Raw genomic sequence first — 19,261 nt, 5'->3', positions numbered from 1 at the left:
ACAGAAAACTATCCGCTCAAGCCTGTTTCGGGCACATCAACGCACGTTGCAATGAGACAAGGTTTTAGCAAACAAGATATTAACGATACGAATCAGCATTTTTTTACCATCTGCGGTAAAATCTTTTCTTAGTATCGGAGTATCGGGTCCACTTTCACCATCGTCGCATAGCAACATTTTAGCAAAATTCCAATGCCATATATTCGATTCCATATTCGGCAAAGAGAATACCACGCCAGCGCTCCGTTTAACGCTTCATCACCATAAACTTTATTAATTTTCACTGGTATCTTCGAGTTTACCTTTAATATTCTCGTGTAATATATTGGCAGCCCTTGTACAAAGCTCAGCGAAAATAGCAATCTCTCCCTGCGACATACAGGATGCCACCTGCTCAGCCATTATGCGCCTGCTGGACTCTGCAGAATTCAGGAATTCAATACCCTTTTCCGTAATCCTCGTCAGCATTTCTCGCTTGTCGCTTTCTGCCGACTCCTGCTCAACAAAGTGCTTATCTTTCAACATCCGCAGGATCTTGGACATTTTACTACGCGCAAATCCGAGCTTTTCACCAATTGCGCTTGGAGTCATCGGCTGGAACTGACGTAAAATATACAACGTATCGTATTGCGGCCAGTTAATACCATCAGGATTAATCAGCGATCGACGTGCAACAAGTACGCATTGCAAATTCCCTAAGGCATCTTCAAATTGACGATTCAATGATATTTCGCGCTCGGAACCACTAGCCACTTTTTTATTCATTTCCATACATTCTCCTGATGCCGTATACAATAAGTTAAGCTTACCATTTTACCATAACCCTTCAAGGAAGGAAAAGTTATCCTAACCTTCGCCCCCATTGATAACATAAGAATCATCCTGTTAATCCTGAAAGATATATTCTCTGTTCAAAACATCCTCATAATCTATTAATTCAGTTATCTTGCCATCATTTATTTCAATCACATTAACATATAACAAAGAGAACTGTTTCCCATCTGGCAGAGTATTCCCATGTAGTTTATATTCAACAATGACGACATCGGGATTATTCGTATAGTGGAATCGTTCATCCTCTATAGAGGTAAAGCGTAAGGGCGCAACGCCAAAGCCATTAGCATAGTGTAAGCGAATATTTTCACGGCCAACAATCACCTCTCTATTGCGACGGAAAGGCAACGACAAACGTCCATTAACAGAGAAAAGGGATGCCAGCTTATCCGATGACTTCTCCATCACTGCCGAAATATATTTATCAAATAGTGCTGGAACCATTGTATTATCCTCTTGATGAAATTGATAAACGGTTTGCTAGACAATTTCTTTCTGCCGCTGGAAATAAACAATCATACGTTTGAAAGTCTCCTCCGACAGTTCAGGAAAGCGCAAGCCCAGTTGTGTAATACGCTTAGTCGTCTCTGGATTACCATAGGCGTTATCGCCAGTATCCAACAAATTCTCTTTAAAGAGATGAATGACTCGCCGCACAGATGTCGGGGCAGGTACAAGAATATAAAGGTTTCGCCGAACAATGTATGATGGATTATGACCTGGATGGCTGGCTGGATCGCGATTACCACTGGCCTTTAGACGAATAAGATTAACGGGACAATACATCAGTATAATAATGGGCATGCATCACATTATTGCCAGTCTCTACTGGCTGTCCCGACCACCATTTCTCACTCTATCCGGCAATGTTTGCGCAACCATTCTGCGGTTAATGAATGGCGACAGGCCAGCATCGATTCGGGTGTACCGCTAAACAATAATTCCCCCCCTTCTTGCCCGGCATAAGGTCCAATATCAATAATCCAGTCAGCCTGAGCGATCAACTCCATATTATGTTCAATAATAATGACGGTGTTTCCGCGCGCTACCAGTCGGTTAAATAGTTTCAACAGCGAGGCCACATCACTGGGATGAAGACCCGTGGTTGGCTCATCGAAAATATACATGTCACTATCATGATTTAATTGTGACGCTAACTTCAGCCGCTGGCATTCACCACCTGAAAGATGATTTAACGCTTCACCCAAGCGTAAATATCCCAACCCGACTTCGACCAGGCTACGAAAAATTGGCCTGAGCTGTGGCTCATTCAGGAAAAATTCGCCGGCATCATTAATCGACAGGGATAATACCTCAGCAATATTTTTTCCCTGATAACGATATTTCAGCGCTTGTGGGTTATAGCGCTGCCCCTGGCAGGCCTCACATGGCAACGTAACCGTATCCATAAATGCCAGATCGGTTTGTATTACCCCTAGCCCATTACATTCCGGACAGGCCCCTTTGGCATTAGCGCTAAACCACGACGCTGACACATGGTTTTTTTCGGCAAACAGCGAACGGATCGTATCAAATGCACCGCACCAGGAAGCAATATGCGATCGAATTGAGGTATGTATCGGTTTTTGATCGATAACGATCGCCTCCGGACATTGTGGCGCCAGGGCCCCCATAACGAATGAACTTTTGCCCGATCCGGCAACTCCCGTCACAGCGACCATAACGCTTAAAGGCACGTCTACCGATAAGTTATGCAGATTATGCAATGTGGCGTTTCTTACCGAAATATAACCTTTGGCACATCTCGGTTTCTTATTTATCTCTGCCCGTGAAGAGAAATATCGACCCGTCAAGGTTTGGGATTGCTTAAGTGCCGACAGGTCGCCCTCGAAGACAATATTCCCGCCTTGCTTACCCGCTCCTGGCCCTAAATCAATAATATGCTCGGCTATCGCTATCATGTCCGGGTCGTGCTCCACCATCAGAATGGTATTGCCTTTGTCGCGTAGTTTTCCAATTAAAACATTCAATTTCACTATATCTGCTGGATGCAGGCCGGTACTGGGTTCATCAATTATATAAACGATCCCGGTCAGACTACTTCCCAGATGTCGGACCATTTTCAACCGCTGGGATTCACCGCCCGATAAGCTAGGGGTCGTACGGTTCAAATCCAGATATCCCAAGCCTACTGCACACATGGCATCCAACCTTTCCAGCAATGCTTCGATCAGCGGCCTGACTTCAGGGTAATCGAGCTTTTCTACAAACAGCTTTAACTCTGTGACAGGCAGCGTTGCGCATTCGCCAATATTTTTCCCTCTAATCCGGCAGGAAAGTATTTCCTCGTTAAGCCTCATCCCCTGACAAGAAGGGCAAACCTGCAAACTAACGACGCGCTGAAATTCCTCAGTTTTAGTATCTTTAGTTTCTTGTTTTAAATAACTTCGCGTAAAGCGCGTAATGACGCCTTCAAACTTTGCACTCTTAGGCCAACCGGCTAACGGCGCTTCAGGAGTGAGATTATCCGCATAAAGTAATAATTCTCGCTCCTCTTTTGAATAATCCGCGATTTTTTTATCGGCATCAAAAAGTCCTGAATAAACATAACGTTTCCAACGCCATGAGCCTGGCGCAAAAGAAGGATAACGAATAGCACCTTCATTTAACGACAGATTTAAATCAATCAGATGGTTGATATCAATAGTACTGGCAATGCCCAACCCGTCGCATGTCGCACACATCCCCGCAGGATGATTGAATGAAAAAACATTCGAATAACCTACGAAAGGTTCGCCGACACGAGAAAAGAGTAGCCGTAGTAGGGTATAAATATCTGATGCGGTGCCCACCGTCGAACGTGCGTTGCCACCAATACGTTTTTGGTCAATAATAATGGCCACCGACAGGTTTTCAATTTCATCGACTTCAGGATTACCATAATGTGGTAAGCGATGGCGAATAAAAGGTGGAAACGTGTCATTTAACTGTCGCTGAGATTCCGCCGCTATAGTTCCGAATACTAAAGAACTTTTTCCCGATCCGGAAACACCGGTAAAAACTGTTATTTTATTTTTAGGGACCTCTACATCAATATCTTGCAAATTATTTTGCCTTGCACCAATGATTTTTATAGCGTCATGGGTTTTCATCACACTATCCTTTTTTACCTGTCAATAACAATGCCATGATGGCAATTAAACAACATCCCGCGATAATCAGCGACATCGGCAGTAGTGACAACGGGTCTCCAAATCCAAGCAGTGACGGGGTTATCGCAGCGATACCAAACTGAAAAGCCCCTAAAATAGCAGAACCCGTTCCCTTTAAGTGAGAGGATGCCGCCATGGCCATACTCGCGGCATTGCCAAATGTCAAAGCCATAGTAAACATCATCATTAACAGTAGTACCGCCGCGATCTCAAACTGGAAATGAGAAATATTGTCAACGATACAAAGCAATATAGATATCACCAGCGTGCTTATCACCCCCATGGTTATGAGGTTATCTTCACCAAATTTCATAACATAGCGAGCGCTGACTATACTACCAAACATCATGGCTCCGGCGTTGATAGAGAATATTACAGCGAACTTTCCTGAGGATAAATCGAACGTCGATTGATAGATAAATGGTGATGCTGATATATAAGCAAATAGCGCCCCAAACTGGATTGAAAAAATTAGAGTATAACCAATATATTTCTTATTGCTTAGCAACTCGATAAACTGACTGATAAACTCATTCAGATTGAAAGGTAATCGCTGATGACGGGGTAAGGTTTCGCTAATAAAATGACTACTGAGCAGAGTGGAAACTAATGATATTGTAGCCATAAAAACAAAAACTACCGGCCAGATAAACCATGCAGCCACTCCTCCAAGTAATGGTGCAATAACAGGGGCGATCCCCTGTATCGCTAGCACCAGGTTAAAATATCGAGCGGCTTTAGTCCCCGGGCACAGATCAGAAATAATTGCTCGGGAAAGAACGATACCAGCCGCTCCTCCCAGTCCCTGAAAGAACCGTGTAACAATGAGCAGCTGAATGTTCGTAGATATAGCGCCAGCTAATGAAGCGATGGTTAATAGGGCCATCCCGCCCAGCAATAATTTACGTCTGCCGTAATGATCGGATAATGGTCCAATAAACAGCTGCCCAATACCTAAGCCTACCATAAAAGCGGTGATGCTAAGCTGAACTTTGTCAGGCGTCGTATGCAGATCGCTGGCGATAGCTGGAAATAAAGGCAAGTACATATCAGTGGATAATGCAGCAACGGCGCTAAGTAAACCCAGAACAATAACGACTTTACTGGAAAGCAAACCTCTACTTTCATCTCTGAACATCGTACTGACTGCCGATGCCTGAACTTCTTTCGGTCGCATGATGAGCGTAATCCTTTTACCATCTGTGGTCTGTAATAACTATACCACCAGCAAAAGTAATTGCAAAAAAGAAATCAAAACTTATGACTTATAAATTTAAATCTATAAAAAACAATAAGATAAACAAATAATCCTTGTCTGTTTTCAAATTTAATTACCAAAAAGACATATAATGCATATTACACTCATTCAGATGTAAATTATTGAAAGTCGCGATATCAATAACTTTTTTCGTTATCAGGAGCGCTTTTGAGCAAGGAACAGATAACCACGACATAGTACATAATGATCGAGGTCCTGGAGTGTCATACATCCGGAAGGGTAGCGCTGTGCGCAGCTGAAGGTGAAAGCTCACTTACGCGGAATAATGTTGCGGGAGCCGTCAGAAAAACACTCACCTTCACTGTTTACCAAAAAACGTCTCTTATCTCTCTTCTACCGTTGCCGTTTGCTGACGCCAGGCAACAACCTCCTCACTAAGCCACTCCTTAAAAAGCACAGCTTCGTTTTTCTTTTCTGCAACTTGCGATGAGACCAGCCAGTAAGGCCACGGATAAGGCGCGGCGAAAGGGGTAAGCTGTTCCAGCTCTCCTCGGGCAATAGCATCCTGGACTAAAGATCGGCGTTCCAGCGCAACACCTTTACCGAGCCGGACGGCCTCCAGCACCAGATTTGAGTCGTTTATGCATAGCCCGCCGGGCACAATCTCTCTTTCAAGCCCTGCCTTGATACACCAGGTTTTCCACGATTCCATGGAAAAGATAATCTTGCTCTGCGCTATCTCTGACGGCGTACGGGGTAGCTCACCGCCGTTATAAGATGGAGCAGCCACAACGATAAGCTCATCGGAGAAAAGATAATGACTCTCCGTGCCTTCCCAGTCCCCTTTTCCCATGCGGATGGCCAAATCTGCCCCTTCCTGCTGCAGATGAGTGACCGCCAGGTTTGCCTGTATTCGCAGCGTGATTTGAGGGTATTTCGCCCGAAACCGCTCAAGACGAGGCAAAAGCCAGTGGCCTCCAAAAGAGGGTACCACCGCTATCGTCAGCTCCTGTCTGCGGGGCTTTACCTGCACCAGTCGGGTGGCGTCCGCGATATGGTTCAGGGCCTCGCGTACCTGCAAGGCGTAGAGTCGTCCCTCTTCATTAATCTGCAGGCCGCGACCGTGACGAATAAACAGCTTTAAGCCGACCCTCTCCTCCAGCACTTTAATCTGCTGACTGATAGCTGAGTGCGTAACGTGTAGTTCTTTCGCCGCCAGCGTAACGCTGCCAAGACGAGCCACGGCTTCAAAACTACGTAAACTCGCAATCGGGGGAAAATCCGCCATGTTACTACTCCCTCACCGTGACGCTTAAAAGGTGACCCATAACCTGCCAGTAATACTAACCTAACCCGTAAGATACTGAAGATATTCGCCTGAATGAATTTACTGTACTGTCTTTTCATCGTCAGTAACGAAGCGTTAACCCCAGCATATTTCACCAGCACAGGAAAACAGGAATCATGAATAAGCTTATTGGCATGATGGACTCTCCTTATGTAAGGCGCGTGGCGATTTCTCTTGAACTTTACGGCGTCGAGTTTGAAAGCCATCCGCTGTCGGTATTCAGCAGCTTTGACGCGTTTTCGCAGATCAACCCTGCGGTCAAAGCGCCGACGTTGGTGCTGGATAACGGAATACGTCTGATGGATTCATCGCTGATACTGGACTATTTCGAAGCACAGGCTGCCAGGGAGCGAAAACTCCTGCCGATCGCTGCGGATGCGCTGGCAAGAGACCTGCAGGTACTGGGCTTTATGCTCGCCGCGGGTGAGAAGGCGGTGCAAAATGTGTATGAACATCATCTTCGCCCGACGGAAAAACAGCATCATCCGTGGATAGAGCGCATTACCCGTCAACTGCTAGCGGCCTGCAGGGAATGGAATACGCTACTGGAAGATCGTCCGATTGCTACGGACCCCGATCAGGTTGCCGTGACGAGTACGGTTATCTGGACCTTTATTCAGGCCAGGATCCCCGATATTGTTGATGCGCAAGAGTTTCGTCACATTCAGTCGCTTGCCGAATTATTTGAAAATCATGCTGCGTTTAAAAAACATCCCTATCGCTGAGATGAGTTAAAGCGGAATAATAAAGAGCGCTATTCACGACAACCGATGGCGCCCGAAAACCACGGGCGCGTTCTGTTGCTGCGAGTTTGCAGGAAAAGGCGACCAGCCGCTGCCGGCTTACAACGCTGAACGGCCAATCTCCACCGGCATACCGGAGCGGCGTTCAAGCGCTTGCCCGGCGCGATTCACATCAACGCCCTCGCCCTTCACAAAAGCCTGCATCGCCGGCGTGACGGGAAGCGGTACCTTGCGGTCCGATTCATACTCCGCGCGGTTTCGCGACAGCGGCTCATGAACTTCAACCCAGCGGCTACCGTCCGGCTCGGCGGTGTATTTCACCGGCTGATCGATAATCTGCACCCGCGTGCCTACCGGAACGGTATCAAACAGGTACTTGATGTCGTCATTGCGCAAGCGAATGCAGCCCTGGCTCACCCGCAGGCCAATGCCGAAATTGGCGTTGGTGCCATGAATGGCATACAGCCTGCCGATATAAATAGCGTACAGTCCCATCGGGTTATCCGGCCCGGCCGGCACAAATGCCGGCAGACTTTCGCCCCGGCTGGCATATTCCCGGCGAGTATTGGCGGTTGGCGTCCAGGTTGGCGCCTCCTGCTTACGCTCAACGGCGGTCACCCAGTTACGCGGGGTTTCGCGCCCTGCCTGGCCAATACCAATCGGCAGAACCTCGACCGTTGTGCCTTCAGGCGGATAGTAGTAAAGGCGCATTTCAGCAACGTTGATCACAATGCCGTTGCGAACCGTGGCGGGCAGGATAAGCTGCTGCGGCACCACCAGCGTGGTGCCCGATTTCGGCAGGAACACATCGACGCCCGGGTTGGCCTCCAGCATATTGCTCAGGCCCTGGCCGTACTGAGCGGCAAAGGCCTCAAGCGGCTGGGTATTGTTCTGCGGAATCGTGATGGTCAACGGGCTGCCTACCAAACGGCTTCCTTCCGGCGGCAGCGGGTAGCTCACCGCCAGAGCGCTCTGGCTGGTGAGAAGCATAATAAAAGAACAAAGCAGTTTCACGCGCCGCACAATTTCCCTTCCTCTGTGGCGATTATCGTGAATGAATTATAGCTTCGTTTGCTATGTCATATCTGATTTATCATCCTGCTAAATTTGATAATCGATCGCCGCCTCTTCCGGCTCCATCGCCTGGCGTTTAATCTCCTCCAGCGACAGGCCTGCATTACAGAGTTCAATAAAACGCCAGACGTAATTTCGCTGCAGCTGTCCGCGCTTCAGGCCCAGCCAGACGGTATTGGCATCGAACAGATGGCGGGTATCAAGACGCGTAAAGGTATCAGACTCCCGCTCATCTCCCGACTGTTCCGCCACCAGCCCCACGCCCAGCCCCAGCTCAACGTAGGTTTTGATGACGTCTGAGTCCTGTGCGCTCAATACGATATCCGGCATCAACCCTTTACGGTTAAAGGCTTCATCGATGCGTGAACGGCCGGTTATGCCCTGGCGATAGGTGATGAGCGGCCAACGGGCAATCGCCTCGAGGGTCAACGGCGTCACCTGGGTCAGAGGATGATCTTTGGGAACCAGCAGACTGTGGTGCCAGCGGAACCAGGGAAAAGCCACCAGCGTCGGATCGTTGCTCAGACGCTCGCTGGCGATACCAATATCCGCGCCTCCGTTATGCAGCAGCGTTTCAATTTCCTGCGGCGTTCCCTGCACCAGTTCAAGACGGACATCAGAAAAGAGTTCACGGAAGGCTTTAATCACCGGCGGCAGACTATAGCGCGCCTGGGTATGCGTAGTGGCGATGGTTAAGACGCCGGAGGCATCGTTGGTAAACAGGTCCGCCAGGCGACGAACGTTGCTGGCTTCATTGAGGATACGCTCGGCAATCGACAGCAACGCTTTGCCCGGCTCGGTCATCCCCAGCAGACGTTTGCCGCGGCGGATAAAAATCTCGATCCCCAGCTCTTCTTCCAGTTCACGAATATGGCGGCTAACGCCCGACTGCGATGTATAGAGCATATTGGCGACTTCCGTCAGGTTGTAATCCTGACGGGCCGCTTCACGAATAATTTTGAGCTGCTGGAAGTTCACCCTTTCCTCCGGGCTATCAGACATAACATATGCTCTATTGTTAAAGTCTGTTGTCCTTGCTAACAAATAATAAAAACCAGCAACTTATTCCATTCAGGAATATAGCTCAACTGACTAACTGTAATTCACGATTTTCCAGCGACGGGCGACTCACCAGCGACATCAGGATCTCCTTCACCGCCTGCGCCTGCGGCGACAGACTGCCGCGAGCCGACATATTGAGCGACAGCGACAGGCTCATTGACGGCGTGCTGATGCGCGCCATCCAGCCGTTGGCCGCGCTGCACAACGAACGGGCGGCGGACTCCGGCAGAACGGTGACGCCCATGCCGCTGGCAATGGCTGCCGTCAGGGTGGTAATGGATTCAATTTCACCGATAATTTTGGCCGATAAGCGACGCAGGGTGAAGGCTTCGGTCACCCTTGCGCGAACGGCGCTGTAATCGCGCGGCAAGAACAGATTCATCTCCGCGACCGCCGTCAGATCCACGCTCTGCCCCGGACAATCCCGGGTACCGACCAGGTAGAGATCTTCTTTTAGCAACGGCTGGCTGATGATCCCGGCAACCGGGGAACGTTCATAAAGTACGGCCATATCCAGCTGACCGTCGATAAGCTTATCGTTGAGGAGGGTTCCGCTACTTTCCTGGAGATAGACCATCACTTCCGGCAGCTCGTTACGCACCGTTTGCAGCAGCGGCATAGTGATGGCCGAAGCCGCCGTGCCCGGGGCCAGGCCAATCGATACCTGGCCGCTTAGCGTTTGACCGACATTATTTACCGCCAGCTGCGCCTGCTCGCACTGGCGCAGAATAGTACGGGCGTGGGTATACAAGATCTTGCCCGCTTCGGTCGGCGTGACGCCGCGTTTGGTGCGAATCAACAACTGCTGGTCCAGCTCGCCTTCCAGGGTCGCAACCTGCTGGCTCAGCGCCGGTTGTGCGATGTGCAAGACTTCAGCGGCCTGGGTCAGACTGCCGATATCGACGATTTTTACGAAATACTTCAGTCGTCTTAAGTTCATTTTGCCTCCTGTAAGGAACACCAGTACCAACACTGGCCGTTTAGATGCAGAAGGTTTTGCAATTTGCTTGCCAGCTTTTGGCCGGAGAGCTAAACGCCGCTGTAAGCCGCGTAATAAGGGATAGTGATAGCAAAGCGCGATTTTTTTGCCCGGTCAGCGGATTGCGGTATGCCCCATTAGGGGTATAAATGCACTGCAACGGTGCACGACGCGGCATGATGCAGAAAAAACGGGCACTCTGTTGAAATTGTCAGCAAACAAACGACCTTAGCCGATTCACCCTTTGACAAGGCGGAAGGGCATCGTTAATATGCGCCCCGTTCACACGATTCCTCTGTAGTTCAGTCGGTAGAACGGCGGACTGTTAATCCGTATGTCACTGGTTCGAGTCCAGTCAGAGGAGCCAGATTTAAGAAGCCTGCTTTCGAGCAGGCTTTTTGCTTTCTGAAATATCTGACAGAGAAACGGCCTTCTTTAATATAAAAGTGCCTTAGCGCGGATCGCATACGAGGAGAGCGTCACTCCCCTGGCAACAACACCATGATCTAAAAACCTTTATCTTCAATTGGTTACACAGACAAACGAAGGGGAATACAGACTTTGAACGATCCAGGCGTTTTTCATCTTTTGTATTTTGATATAGCGCCCTGAATCCGGATCGGGACTAAAAAAGACTTTCTGCATCATACCCTCGATCATGGTGTCGGCCTTTCTCTTCGAGACTGTGGTATTGGTTAGGTGATAAATATTATTCGCTTTCTTTTCATAGTTGAAATGGTACGCCCTTTCAACGTTGTACTTCACGCCATCGACTATCACCTTCCCGGATACATCAAAATAGCCGGTATTATTTTCCCTCATAAGCAAGAAGGTTTTAAATTTTGCATCAAAGGCAAATGAAGTTGATTCAATTCTCAGGTTGGCTGAGCAATCAAAGTCGTCTTTGCGATAAAGATGCCCTACCAGCCAGAGAAAAATCAACACTATCACCAACACCAGAAAGAGTATGTAAATGCTTTTGGTCCTGATTTTATCCTGGTATTTCATAATCTGGCCTGTAATAGTTTTCACATGAATACCAATCACCTTTCTTAACTTTTGAGTTAATGCAGTGGGCTAAAAATACTCTTGCTTCAGAGGCTTTTAATACAGACTCTGATACATTAAAGTAAAAAACACTATTGCCTGAGCACAGCATTCCTTGTTTCTTAATAAGATTCTGAGCCAGGGCCATCATCTTTGGCTTCTGCTCTTGAGGTATTACGTTAAAAGTTCTGACCGGGCATGAATCGACGCTCCCCAGAAAATAGATTTCATCCTCGTCTGCGGCAAAGAGTGGGCGATACAGTTCGCCTTGAATGCTCAGAAAAAGCATGACTAACGCGCACAGCGCAAGTAGTGCATAGCGGGCCTTTTTAACCCCCCCGGCAGAATATGTCTCGCTCTCCTCATTTGAACCGATGCCCCGACCGACAACCGCCGCTTCTCCTTCGCTTTCGCCATTTACCGCGAGAGCAGGATAATCCATTCTTTCAATAACAATGGCTGCAGATATCATAAAACCCACCCGCGGAACGGTAACGATAATCTCCTCGGTGCAGCCCAGGTTTCTGAAAACGGCTCTCAGATCTGAAATATACTTATTGAGGCTATGACTGGACGTCCGCAGCCCATGTGCGTCCCACACTTTTTCAAGTATCTCATTCCTGTAAATCACATGCTCTCTGTGGTCTAAAAGGAACTTAAGCAGGCGACCGGTGGTTGCTGTTAGCGTGACGGATGCATCCTCATCCAGCCACATCAGGCCGTCATCACTTCTGAAATAGATCGTCCCTTGAATTTTGTACATCATAAACTAGCCTTACAAATTATCCTCAGCCGCACACCGTCCGCAAAACATCTGCATATATAGCATTTTGTGCTGTATATAACGGTATTTTACTTATAAACCAAATTATAGTTCCTAAAAATCGATAAAACAGAATACATATAACTAAAATAAATCACAATGGTACTATAGCTCTCATCGAAACCAGCGGCGCGCCGGGCTTATCAGTATTAACTGAACGCAGAAATAACCGTATCGAGTGAGTGGGGTTTCGTGAAATCTGAGCTGAAAATGCTCCGGAGGTGTAGAAAAGAGAAATTTAAAGGCTAATGGAATGATAACGTCGCGTAATTAATTTCATGACGTATGAAATTATCTACGATGATATTATCACCCTCATGATTAACGTTCTAAATTTAGCGGGAGAGGTCACTTCCCGAGTCTCTTGTCGGGATATTTTCAGTAATTAAAAAAAACCGGATACGCTAAAGATAAAAATCATCGCGTTTACTCAAGGAATTTTCCCTAAGAAAATTCCAATACAAAGAGTGTGACTATTGTTCAGGGTTTAACGATAAGTACACCCTATCATTTTTAATTTATAAAAATCTATTTTGCATGCAACACATAAAATTAAACACCAAACAAACAGCAAAAACTCGAATAATAAAACACAATAAACCTATATCTACAGCCGTTATCTCTTTTAGAGCATCGACCGCATGCCTCATTGAGGTGGGCAATGTTAGATTACTCTTAATTCGCTGAATGGTTTTATTAACGTTGAGTTAAAGGTCAACCCAAGGATGAGATCGCGTTCAGATATGACTCTATCAACTAATATTTTATCTAAGGATAAATATTTTACTCTGGGCCTGATTGAACTGCTTGGAGAAGAATTTATTGACAATTTCTTTTTGATTATAGATCTCGACTCTAACGATCTTACGGGTTCGGAGTGGATTTACTTCTCGAATAAGAACATTGTCGCCTTTGCATCCAGCGACCTGGCTTTTTATAAGTCCGAACTATTTGAAAAAATAACCGTACTTGATAAGAAAAGTAATACCCGAAGTATCCTGAATTTCTTTTTAAAGAAAGAGACCTCAGGAAATTACCATACTAAATTCCGGCTAAGCCTGCGTGAAAAGCAGATGTTAAGCATGTTAAGCAGAGGGGAAAGCAACCAGGAGATCGCAGAAGAGTTTGGCGTGAAACTTAAGACTATTTATACGCATCGCCGCAACCTGATGAATAAATTAGGCTGTAAAAATAGGATTACGTTTCAAAAATTATTTTTCAACAATAAATGTCTTTTCAAGTGAAGCATAGCTTCAGGATTATTCATAAACAGGAGTTTTACCATGAACAAATTAGCACTTATCGTTATTTCAGCATTGTCCCTGAGTTCTGCTGCGGCTCTGGCCGATACCGTTACGGTGAACGGCGGTACGGTGCATTTTAAAGGGGAAGTGGTTAATGCGGCCTGCGCAGTTGATGCCGGTTCTCTCGATCAAACCGTGCAGTTAGGCCAGGTGCGCTCAGCGAAACTTGCCACCGCGGGTAGCACCAGCTCTCCTGTTGGCTTCAACATCCAACTGAATGATTGCGATATCACCGTTTCCGAGAAGGCCGCGATCGCTTTTGCTGGCACGGCGATTAACAGTACAAACCCAACGGTACTGGCCCTGCAGGGTTCTGCCGCAGGCGGCGCGACTAACGTCGGCGTACAGATCCTTGACCGTACCGGCACCCCGCTGGCGCTGGATGGCGCGTCTTTCGGCGCACAAACCACGCTTAGCAATGGTACCAACGTCATCCCATTCCAGGCACGCTACTTTGCAACAGGCGTCGCGACTGCCGGTACCGCTAACGCGGACGCCACCTTTAAAGTGCAGTACGAGTAATTTCTTCATCAGGCAGGGAAGCACGTCGGGCCAGGAAGGCCCGTTATCCGAAAAAGACTGAGGGTAATAACGATGCAAAGGATGAAGTCAGGTCTGTTGATATTCCTGCTCCCGCCGCTGGCGCTGGCCGGTAACCAGTGGAACGTTATGCTGCCCGGCGGAAACATGCGCTTTCAGGGGATAGTTATTGCCGAGTCGTGCCGCGTTGAAGCGGGCGACCGCCAGATGACGGTCAATATGGGACAAATCAGCAGCAATCGGTTTCATTCGGCCGGGGAAGACACTAACCCCGTCCCCTTCGATATCCACCTGCAGGAGTGCAGCACCGCCGTCAGCCAGCGCGTTGGCGTGGCGTTTTACGGCGTTGCCGATGGTAAAAACCCGGACGTGCTCTCGGTGGGCGAAGGACCGGGGATCGCGACCGGCGTGGGCGTCGCTCTGTTTGATAAAACCGGCAGCCAGATCCCGCTCAATGCGCCGCCAGGAAGCTGGTCGCCGCTGCACACCGGCCCGACCACCCTGCATTTTGTCGCTAAATATCGAGCCACCGGGAATCAGGTGACCGGGGGAGCGGCCAACGCTCAGGCATGGTTCTCCCTGACCTACCAGTAAACAGCGCCGGTAACAGGAAATAATTTTGAAAAAGAAAGAGATAAGCATGAAATACACACTGGCTACCCGGCGCGGGATGCGCGGTTTACTGGCGGCTCTATTACTGCTCGCCACCAGCGGTTTTAGCGCTCAGGCCCAGGCCGGCGTGGCGCTGGGAGCGACCCGCGTCATCTATCCTGCCGGGCAAAAGCAGGTTCAGCTGGCGGTCACCAACAACGACGAAAAGAGCACTTATTTGATTCAGTCATGGGTGGAGAATGCCGATGGCGCGAAGGACGGTCGCTTTGTCATCACCCCGCCGCTGTTCGCCATGCAGGGAAAAAAAGAGAATACCCTGCGCATCATTGATGCCACCAACAACCAGCTGCCGCAGGATCGGGAAACGCTGTTCTGGATGAACGTCAAAGCGATCCCGTCGATGGATAAATCAAAGCTCAGCGAAAACACTCTCCAGCTGGCGATCATCAGCCGCATCAAGCTCTATTACCGCCCGGCAAAGCTGGCGCTGCCGCCGGATCAGGCTGCCGAAAAGCTGAAGTTCCGTCGCGGCGCAGGCACGCTTACGCTGATCAACCCCACTCCCTACTACCTGACGGTCACCGAACTCAACGCCGGTACCCGGGTGCTGAAAAATGCGCTGGTTCCGCCGATGGGTGAAGCCAGCGTCAGCTTACCCGCCGATGCGGGTCGCGAGATTACATACCGGACGATTAACGACTACGGCGCGCTGACTCCGCGGATGCAGGGCGCGACCCAATAACTGACGGGAGACCCGTTCTCCCGGAAATAAAAATAAGAACTGACAGCCGGGCGACTTTTACCGGAGGGACTATGTCACATCTGAAATATGGACTCGACCACCTGGGCTCCCGGCGTGTTACTCCAGGAGCTGCTCGCGCATTTGCGCAGATCCCCCTTGCCCTTTTGCTGGCCTCACCGGCTTTTTACGCGCAGGCAGAACTCTATTTCAACCCACGTTTTTTAGCGGACGATCCCGCTGCCGTGGCGGATCTGTCCGGTTTTGAAAAAGGCCAGGAGCTGCCGCCGGGTACCTACCGCGCGGATATCTACCTCAATGACGGGTATATGGCCACCCGCGATATTACCTTTAATGTTGATGAAAAAGGCCACGGACTGGCACCCTGCCTGACGCGCGGACAGTTGGCCAGCATGGGCGTCAACACGTCCGCCATTGCCGGTATCGATGTGATGGCGGCAGATGCCTGCGTACCGTTAACCGAAATGATCAAAGACGCCACCACCCGCTTTGATGCCGGGCAGCAGCGGCTGTACCTGACCGTACCCCAGGCGTTTATGGGCAACCGCGCCCGCGGCTATATTCCGCCTGAGCTCTGGGACCACGGGATTAACGCCGGGCTGCTGAACTACAACTTCACCGGCAACAACGTCCATAACGACATCGGCGGCAGCAGCAACTACGCGTACCTGAACCTGCAGAGCGGGCTGAATCTCGGCGCCTGGCGTCTGCGCGATAACACCACCTGGAGCTACAGCAGCAGCGGCAGTTCGTCGACCAGTGAAAACAAGTGGCAGCACGTCAATACCTGGCTGGAGCGCGACATCACCGCGCTGCGTTCGCGCCTCACGCTGGGCGACAGCTACACCAACGGCGACGTCTTCGACGGCATTAACTTCCGCGGCGCGCAGCTCGCCTCCGATGACAACATGCTGCCGGACAGCCAGAAGGGGTTTGCCCCGGTTATCCACGGCATTGCCCGCGGCACCGCTCAGGTGTCGGTGAAGCAGAACGGCTATGAGATCTACCAGAGCACGGTGCCCCCCGGCCCGTTCACCATCAACGATCTCTACTCCGCCGGCAACGGCGGCGACCTGCAGGTGACCATCAAAGAGGCCGACGGCAGCAGCCAGGTTTTCACCGTCCCTTACTCGTCCGTGCCGGTGCTCCAGCGCGAGGGCCATACCCGCTATGCCGTCACCGCCGGGGAGTACCGCAGCGGCAGCAATCAGCAGGAAAAACCGAAGTTCTTCCAGGGAACTTTGCTGCACGGTCTCCCGGCGGGCTGGACCCTGTACGGCGGTACCCAGCTGGCGGACCGCTACCGCGCCTTTAACCTCGGCGTCGGCAAAAACATGGGGGAGCTGGGGGCGCTATCGATGGATATCACCCAGGCCAACGCCACCCTGCCCGATGACAGCGAGCATCAGGGGCAGTCGGTGCGTTTCCTCTATAACAAGTCGCTGACGGATACCGGCACCAATATTCAGCTGGTGGGCTACCGCTACTCGACGCGCGGCTATTTCAGCTTCGCCGACACCACCTACAACCGGATGAGCGGCTACAACGTCGAGACCCAGGACGGCGTGATTGAAGTGAAACCGAAGTTCACCGATTACTATAACCTCGCGTACAACAAGCGCGGCAGGGTACAGCTCAGCGTCACCCAGCAGCTGGGGCGTACCGCCACGCTCTACCTGAGCGGCAGTCACCAGACCTACTGGGGCACCGGTAAGGCCGACCAGCAGCTTCAGGCCGGGCTTAACGCCGCCGTCGACGATATCAACTGGACCCTGAGCTACAGCCTGACCAGAAACGCCTGGCAGCAGGGGCGCGACCAGATGCTGGCGCTTAATGTCAATATTCCGTTCAGCCACTGGATGCGCTCCGACAGCAAATCGGCGTGGCGGCACGCCAGCGCCAGCTACAGCATGTCCAACGATCTGAACGGCAGGACCACCAGCCTTGCCGGCCTGTACGGCACGCTGCTGGAGGACAACAACCTGAGCTACAGCGTACAGACCGGCTACGCCGGCGGCGGCGATGGCAACAGCGGTGGCACCGGATACGCGGCGCTGAATTACCGCGGCGGCTACGGTAACGCCAACGTCGGCTACAGCCGCAGCGACGGTATCAAACAGCTCTACTACGGGCTGAGCGGCGGAGTGCTGGCCCACGCTGACGGCGTCACCCTGAGCCAGCCGATGAACGACACGATCGTGCTGATCAAAGCCCCGGGCGCCGACAATGTGAGGGTAGAAAACCAGACCGGGGTACGGACCGACTGGCGCGGCTACGCCGTTCTGCCCTACGCCACCGAATACCGGGAAAACCGGGTGGCGCTGGACACCAATAGCCTGGCCGATAACGTCGATTTGGACGATGCGGTAGCCAGCGTAGTACCGACCCACGGCGCAATTGTCCGCGCGGAATTTAAGGCGCACGTCGGGCTCAAGCTGCTGATGTCGCTCATCTATAACGGGAAGCCGGTTCCCTTCGGCGCGCTGGTGACCTCTGACGACAGCCAGGGCAGCAGCATCGTCGCCGATAACGGCCAGGTCTACCTGAGCGGGATGCCGCTGGCGGGCAAGGTGCGGGCGAAATGGGGCGAGGGTCCGAACACCAGCTGTGAGGCCAGCTACAGCCTGCCGCCGGAAAATCAGAACCAGACGCTGAGCCAGCTCTCCACGGAGTGCCGCTAAGGAAACCATGATGATGAGAAAAACCCTGTATCTGTTGAGCGCCCTCGTCTCGCTGGCGGCCAGCAACGCCGGCGCGGCGGACAGTACCATTACTATCAGCGGCTACGTTCGCGATAACGCCTGCGCCGTGGCGGGTGAATCAAAAGATTTTACCGTCGATCTGATGGATAACGCCGCAAAGCAATTCCATGCGGTTGGGGCAACCACGCCGCTGGTCCCCTTTCGTATTGTGCTGTCGCCCTGCGGTAGCTCGGTTACCGCGGTGAAGGTCGGCTTTGTTGGCGTTGCCGACAGCATCAATAGCGATCTATTAAAGCTCGACGGCGGGGCTTCGGCGGCGGCGGGGATGGGCGTGCAGATCCTTGACGCGCAGCAGACGATGCTGCCGCTCAACGCAGCCTCATCGGCCATTGCCTGGACCACGCTGACGCCCAGCCAGCCCAACACCCTGAACTTTTATGCCCGGCTAATGGCCACCCAGCTACCGGTCACCGCCGGGCACGTTAATGCAACCGCGACCTTCACGCTTGAATTTCAGTAACCGGAGGCTGAAATGAAATGGACTCATGCACCCTGGCTGCTGGCGGTAATGATGGCCTTCGCCAGCGCCCCCCGCGCCGCCGACGTGACTATTACCGTTAACGGCAAAGTGGTGGCTAAACCCTGCACGGTCTCCACCGCTAACGCCACCGTCGATCTCGGCGATCTTTATACCTTTAGCCTGGTCTCCGCCGGCTCTTCCTCACCCTGGCACAGCGTGGCGCTTAACCTCAGCAACTGTCCGGTCGGCACCTCGCGGGTCACCGCCAGCTTTAGCGGCACGGCGGACGCCACCGGCTACTACAAAAACCAGGGTACCGCCGGCAACATCCAGCTTGAGCTGCAGGACAATGGCGGCACCACGCTGAACACCGGCGCGAGAAAAGAGGTCCAGGTGGATGACGCCACCCAGTCCGCCAGCTTCCCGCTACAGGTCAGAGCGCTAACGGTCAACGGCGGCGCTACCCAGGGAACGATTCAGGCGGTGATTAACGTCACCTATACCTACGCCTGAGCCAGGAG

At 51.1% G+C, this 19,261-nt stretch carries 18 protein-coding genes and 1 tRNA gene; 9 read left to right on the top strand and 10 right to left on the bottom strand.

Annotated elements, in window-relative coordinates:
• Nucleotides 1-273 precede the first annotated feature (273 nt).
• The 5 genes from KO1_RS01140 to KO1_RS01115 form a co-directional block, all read right to left on the bottom strand.
• Nucleotides 274-771: a MarR family winged helix-turn-helix transcriptional regulator gene (locus KO1_RS01140; protein ID WP_004103545.1), complete on the bottom strand. Its 498-nt coding sequence runs from the start codon at nucleotides 769-771 to the stop codon at nucleotides 274-276.
• Nucleotides 772-885: 114 nt separating this feature from the next.
• On the bottom strand, nucleotides 886-1,278 hold the full coding sequence (locus tag KO1_RS01135; RefSeq protein WP_004103546.1) for a nuclear transport factor 2 family protein: 393 nt from the start codon (nucleotides 1,276-1,278) through the stop codon (nucleotides 886-888).
• Nucleotides 1,279-1,685: 407 nt separating this feature from the next.
• Nucleotides 1,686-3,947: an ATP-binding cassette domain-containing protein gene (locus KO1_RS01125; protein ID WP_064406814.1), complete on the bottom strand. Its 2,262-nt coding sequence runs from the start codon at nucleotides 3,945-3,947 to the stop codon at nucleotides 1,686-1,688.
• A 4-nt stretch (nucleotides 3,948-3,951) separates the two neighbouring features.
• Nucleotides 3,952-5,184, bottom strand: a complete 1,233-nt coding sequence (locus KO1_RS01120; RefSeq protein WP_016808352.1) for a multidrug effflux MFS transporter — start codon at nucleotides 5,182-5,184, stop codon at nucleotides 3,952-3,954.
• A gap of 424 nt (nucleotides 5,185-5,608) precedes the next feature.
• Nucleotides 5,609-6,514: a LysR substrate-binding domain-containing protein gene (locus KO1_RS01115; RefSeq protein WP_049094091.1), complete on the bottom strand. Its 906-nt coding sequence runs from the start codon at nucleotides 6,512-6,514 to the stop codon at nucleotides 5,609-5,611.
• Between the two features lie 176 nt (nucleotides 6,515-6,690).
• Between KO1_RS01115 and KO1_RS01110 the strand changes: the two genes are divergently transcribed.
• A complete protein-coding gene (locus tag KO1_RS01110) occupies nucleotides 6,691-7,299 on the top strand; it encodes a glutathione S-transferase family protein (protein ID WP_004103565.1) in 609 nt (202 codons plus the stop codon).
• A 117-nt stretch (nucleotides 7,300-7,416) separates the two neighbouring features.
• On the opposite strand, the gene ldtA is transcribed toward KO1_RS01110, so the two are convergent.
• The 3 genes from ldtA to nac all read right to left on the bottom strand — a co-directional run bounded on the left by ldtA (nucleotide 7,417) and on the right by nac (nucleotide 10,393).
• Nucleotides 7,417-8,340 carry a L,D-transpeptidase gene (gene ldtA, locus KO1_RS01105; protein ID WP_004103567.1) on the bottom strand — a complete coding sequence of 308 codons (924 nt, stop codon included), beginning with the start codon at nucleotides 8,338-8,340 and terminating at the stop codon, nucleotides 7,417-7,419.
• 78 nt (nucleotides 8,341-8,418) lie between these two features.
• On the bottom strand, nucleotides 8,419-9,369 hold the full coding sequence (cbl, locus tag KO1_RS01100) for an HTH-type transcriptional regulator Cbl (protein WP_016808354.1): 951 nt from the start codon (nucleotides 9,367-9,369) through the stop codon (nucleotides 8,419-8,421).
• A 106-nt stretch (nucleotides 9,370-9,475) separates the two neighbouring features.
• Entirely contained in the window at nucleotides 9,476-10,393 is a 918-nt protein-coding gene (nac, locus tag KO1_RS01095; protein WP_004113879.1) for a nitrogen assimilation transcriptional regulator NAC, read from the bottom strand.
• A gap of 330 nt (nucleotides 10,394-10,723) precedes the next feature.
• Here nac and KO1_RS01090 point away from each other — a divergent pair.
• Nucleotides 10,724-10,799: transfer RNA gene (locus KO1_RS01090), tRNA-Asn, on the top strand.
• A 155-nt stretch (nucleotides 10,800-10,954) separates the two neighbouring features.
• Here the strand turns inward: KO1_RS01090 and KO1_RS01085 are convergent.
• Together KO1_RS01085 and KO1_RS01080 are read right to left on the bottom strand one after the other, a co-directional pair.
• Nucleotides 10,955-11,440, bottom strand: a complete 486-nt coding sequence (locus tag KO1_RS01085) for a FidL-like protein (protein ID WP_049095487.1) — start codon at nucleotides 11,438-11,440, stop codon at nucleotides 10,955-10,957.
• Nucleotides 11,424-12,245, bottom strand: coding sequence for a winged helix-turn-helix domain-containing protein (locus KO1_RS01080; protein WP_049095489.1), 822 nt, complete (start codon nucleotides 12,243-12,245; stop codon nucleotides 11,424-11,426). The genes KO1_RS01085 and KO1_RS01080 overlap by 17 nt, the downstream gene beginning before the upstream one ends.
• An 800-nt stretch (nucleotides 12,246-13,045) precedes the next feature.
• Here KO1_RS01080 and KO1_RS01075 point away from each other — a divergent pair.
• From KO1_RS01075 to fimG, 7 genes are all read left to right on the top strand, one after another.
• Nucleotides 13,046-13,546: a helix-turn-helix transcriptional regulator gene (locus KO1_RS01075; protein WP_016808355.1), complete on the top strand. Its 501-nt coding sequence runs from the start codon at nucleotides 13,046-13,048 to the stop codon at nucleotides 13,544-13,546.
• A 39-nt stretch (nucleotides 13,547-13,585) separates the two neighbouring features.
• On the top strand, nucleotides 13,586-14,128 hold the full coding sequence (gene fimA / locus KO1_RS01070) for a type 1 fimbrial major subunit FimA (RefSeq protein ID WP_004103576.1): 543 nt from the start codon (nucleotides 13,586-13,588) through the stop codon (nucleotides 14,126-14,128).
• 72 nt (nucleotides 14,129-14,200) lie between these two features.
• Entirely contained in the window at nucleotides 14,201-14,740 is a 540-nt protein-coding gene (fimI, locus tag KO1_RS01065; protein ID WP_004103578.1) for a type 1 fimbrial minor subunit FimI, read from the top strand.
• 76 nt (nucleotides 14,741-14,816) lie between these two features.
• Entirely contained in the window at nucleotides 14,817-15,500 is a 684-nt protein-coding gene (locus KO1_RS01060) for a fimbria/pilus periplasmic chaperone (RefSeq protein ID WP_172438011.1), read from the top strand.
• 71 nt (nucleotides 15,501-15,571) lie between these two features.
• Nucleotides 15,572-18,199, top strand: a complete 2,628-nt coding sequence (locus KO1_RS01055; protein WP_064406813.1) for a fimbrial biogenesis usher protein — start codon at nucleotides 15,572-15,574, stop codon at nucleotides 18,197-18,199.
• A gap of 13 nt (nucleotides 18,200-18,212) precedes the next feature.
• Nucleotides 18,213-18,740, top strand: coding sequence for a type 1 fimbrial adaptor subunit FimF (gene fimF, locus KO1_RS01050; protein WP_024274432.1), 528 nt, complete (start codon nucleotides 18,213-18,215; stop codon nucleotides 18,738-18,740).
• Between the two features lie 12 nt (nucleotides 18,741-18,752).
• On the top strand, nucleotides 18,753-19,253 hold the full coding sequence (gene fimG / locus KO1_RS01045) for a type 1 fimbrial minor subunit FimG (protein ID WP_004103586.1): 501 nt from the start codon (nucleotides 18,753-18,755) through the stop codon (nucleotides 19,251-19,253).
• Nucleotides 19,254-19,261: the final 8 nt, after the last annotated feature.

The organism is Klebsiella oxytoca NBRC 105695, from assembly GCF_001598695.1.
In the GTDB taxonomy this organism is placed as follows: Bacteria; Pseudomonadota; Gammaproteobacteria; order Enterobacterales; family Enterobacteriaceae; genus Klebsiella; species Klebsiella oxytoca.
This window is presented reverse-complemented; position numbering and strand designations above follow the sequence as displayed.

Excerpts from the sequence above, each read along its gene's own strand:
- fimG (WP_004103586.1), top strand. The coding sequence starts at position 18,753 with ATGAAATGGACTCATGCACCCTGGCTGCTGGCGGTAATGATGGCCTTC.
- KO1_RS01135 (WP_004103546.1), bottom strand. The coding sequence starts at position 1,278 with ATGGTTCCAGCACTATTTGATAAATATATTTCGGCAGTGATGGAGAAG.
- KO1_RS01085 (WP_049095487.1), bottom strand. The coding sequence starts at position 11,440 with ATGAAATACCAGGATAAAATCAGGACCAAAAGCATTTACATACTCTTT.
- KO1_RS01060 (WP_172438011.1), top strand. The coding sequence starts at position 14,817 with ATGCGCGGTTTACTGGCGGCTCTATTACTGCTCGCCACCAGCGGTTTT.
- KO1_RS01080 (WP_049095489.1), bottom strand. The coding sequence starts at position 12,245 with ATGATGTACAAAATTCAAGGGACGATCTATTTCAGAAGTGATGACGGC.
- fimA (WP_004103576.1), top strand. The coding sequence starts at position 13,586 with ATGAACAAATTAGCACTTATCGTTATTTCAGCATTGTCCCTGAGTTCT.
- KO1_RS01110 (WP_004103565.1), top strand. The coding sequence starts at position 6,691 with ATGAATAAGCTTATTGGCATGATGGACTCTCCTTATGTAAGGCGCGTG.
- KO1_RS01120 (WP_016808352.1), bottom strand. The coding sequence starts at position 5,184 with ATGCGACCGAAAGAAGTTCAGGCATCGGCAGTCAGTACGATGTTCAGA.
- KO1_RS01055 (WP_064406813.1), top strand. The coding sequence starts at position 15,572 with ATGTCACATCTGAAATATGGACTCGACCACCTGGGCTCCCGGCGTGTT.
- KO1_RS01140 (WP_004103545.1), bottom strand. The coding sequence starts at position 771 with ATGGAAATGAATAAAAAAGTGGCTAGTGGTTCCGAGCGCGAAATATCA.
- fimF (WP_024274432.1), top strand. The coding sequence starts at position 18,213 with ATGAGAAAAACCCTGTATCTGTTGAGCGCCCTCGTCTCGCTGGCGGCC.
- nac (WP_004113879.1), bottom strand. The coding sequence starts at position 10,393 with ATGAACTTAAGACGACTGAAGTATTTCGTAAAAATCGTCGATATCGGC.
- KO1_RS01125 (WP_064406814.1), bottom strand. The coding sequence starts at position 3,947 with ATGAAAACCCATGACGCTATAAAAATCATTGGTGCAAGGCAAAATAAT.
- KO1_RS01115 (WP_049094091.1), bottom strand. The coding sequence starts at position 6,514 with ATGGCGGATTTTCCCCCGATTGCGAGTTTACGTAGTTTTGAAGCCGTG.
- fimI (WP_004103578.1), top strand. The coding sequence starts at position 14,201 with ATGCAAAGGATGAAGTCAGGTCTGTTGATATTCCTGCTCCCGCCGCTG.
- KO1_RS01075 (WP_016808355.1), top strand. The coding sequence starts at position 13,046 with ATGACTCTATCAACTAATATTTTATCTAAGGATAAATATTTTACTCTG.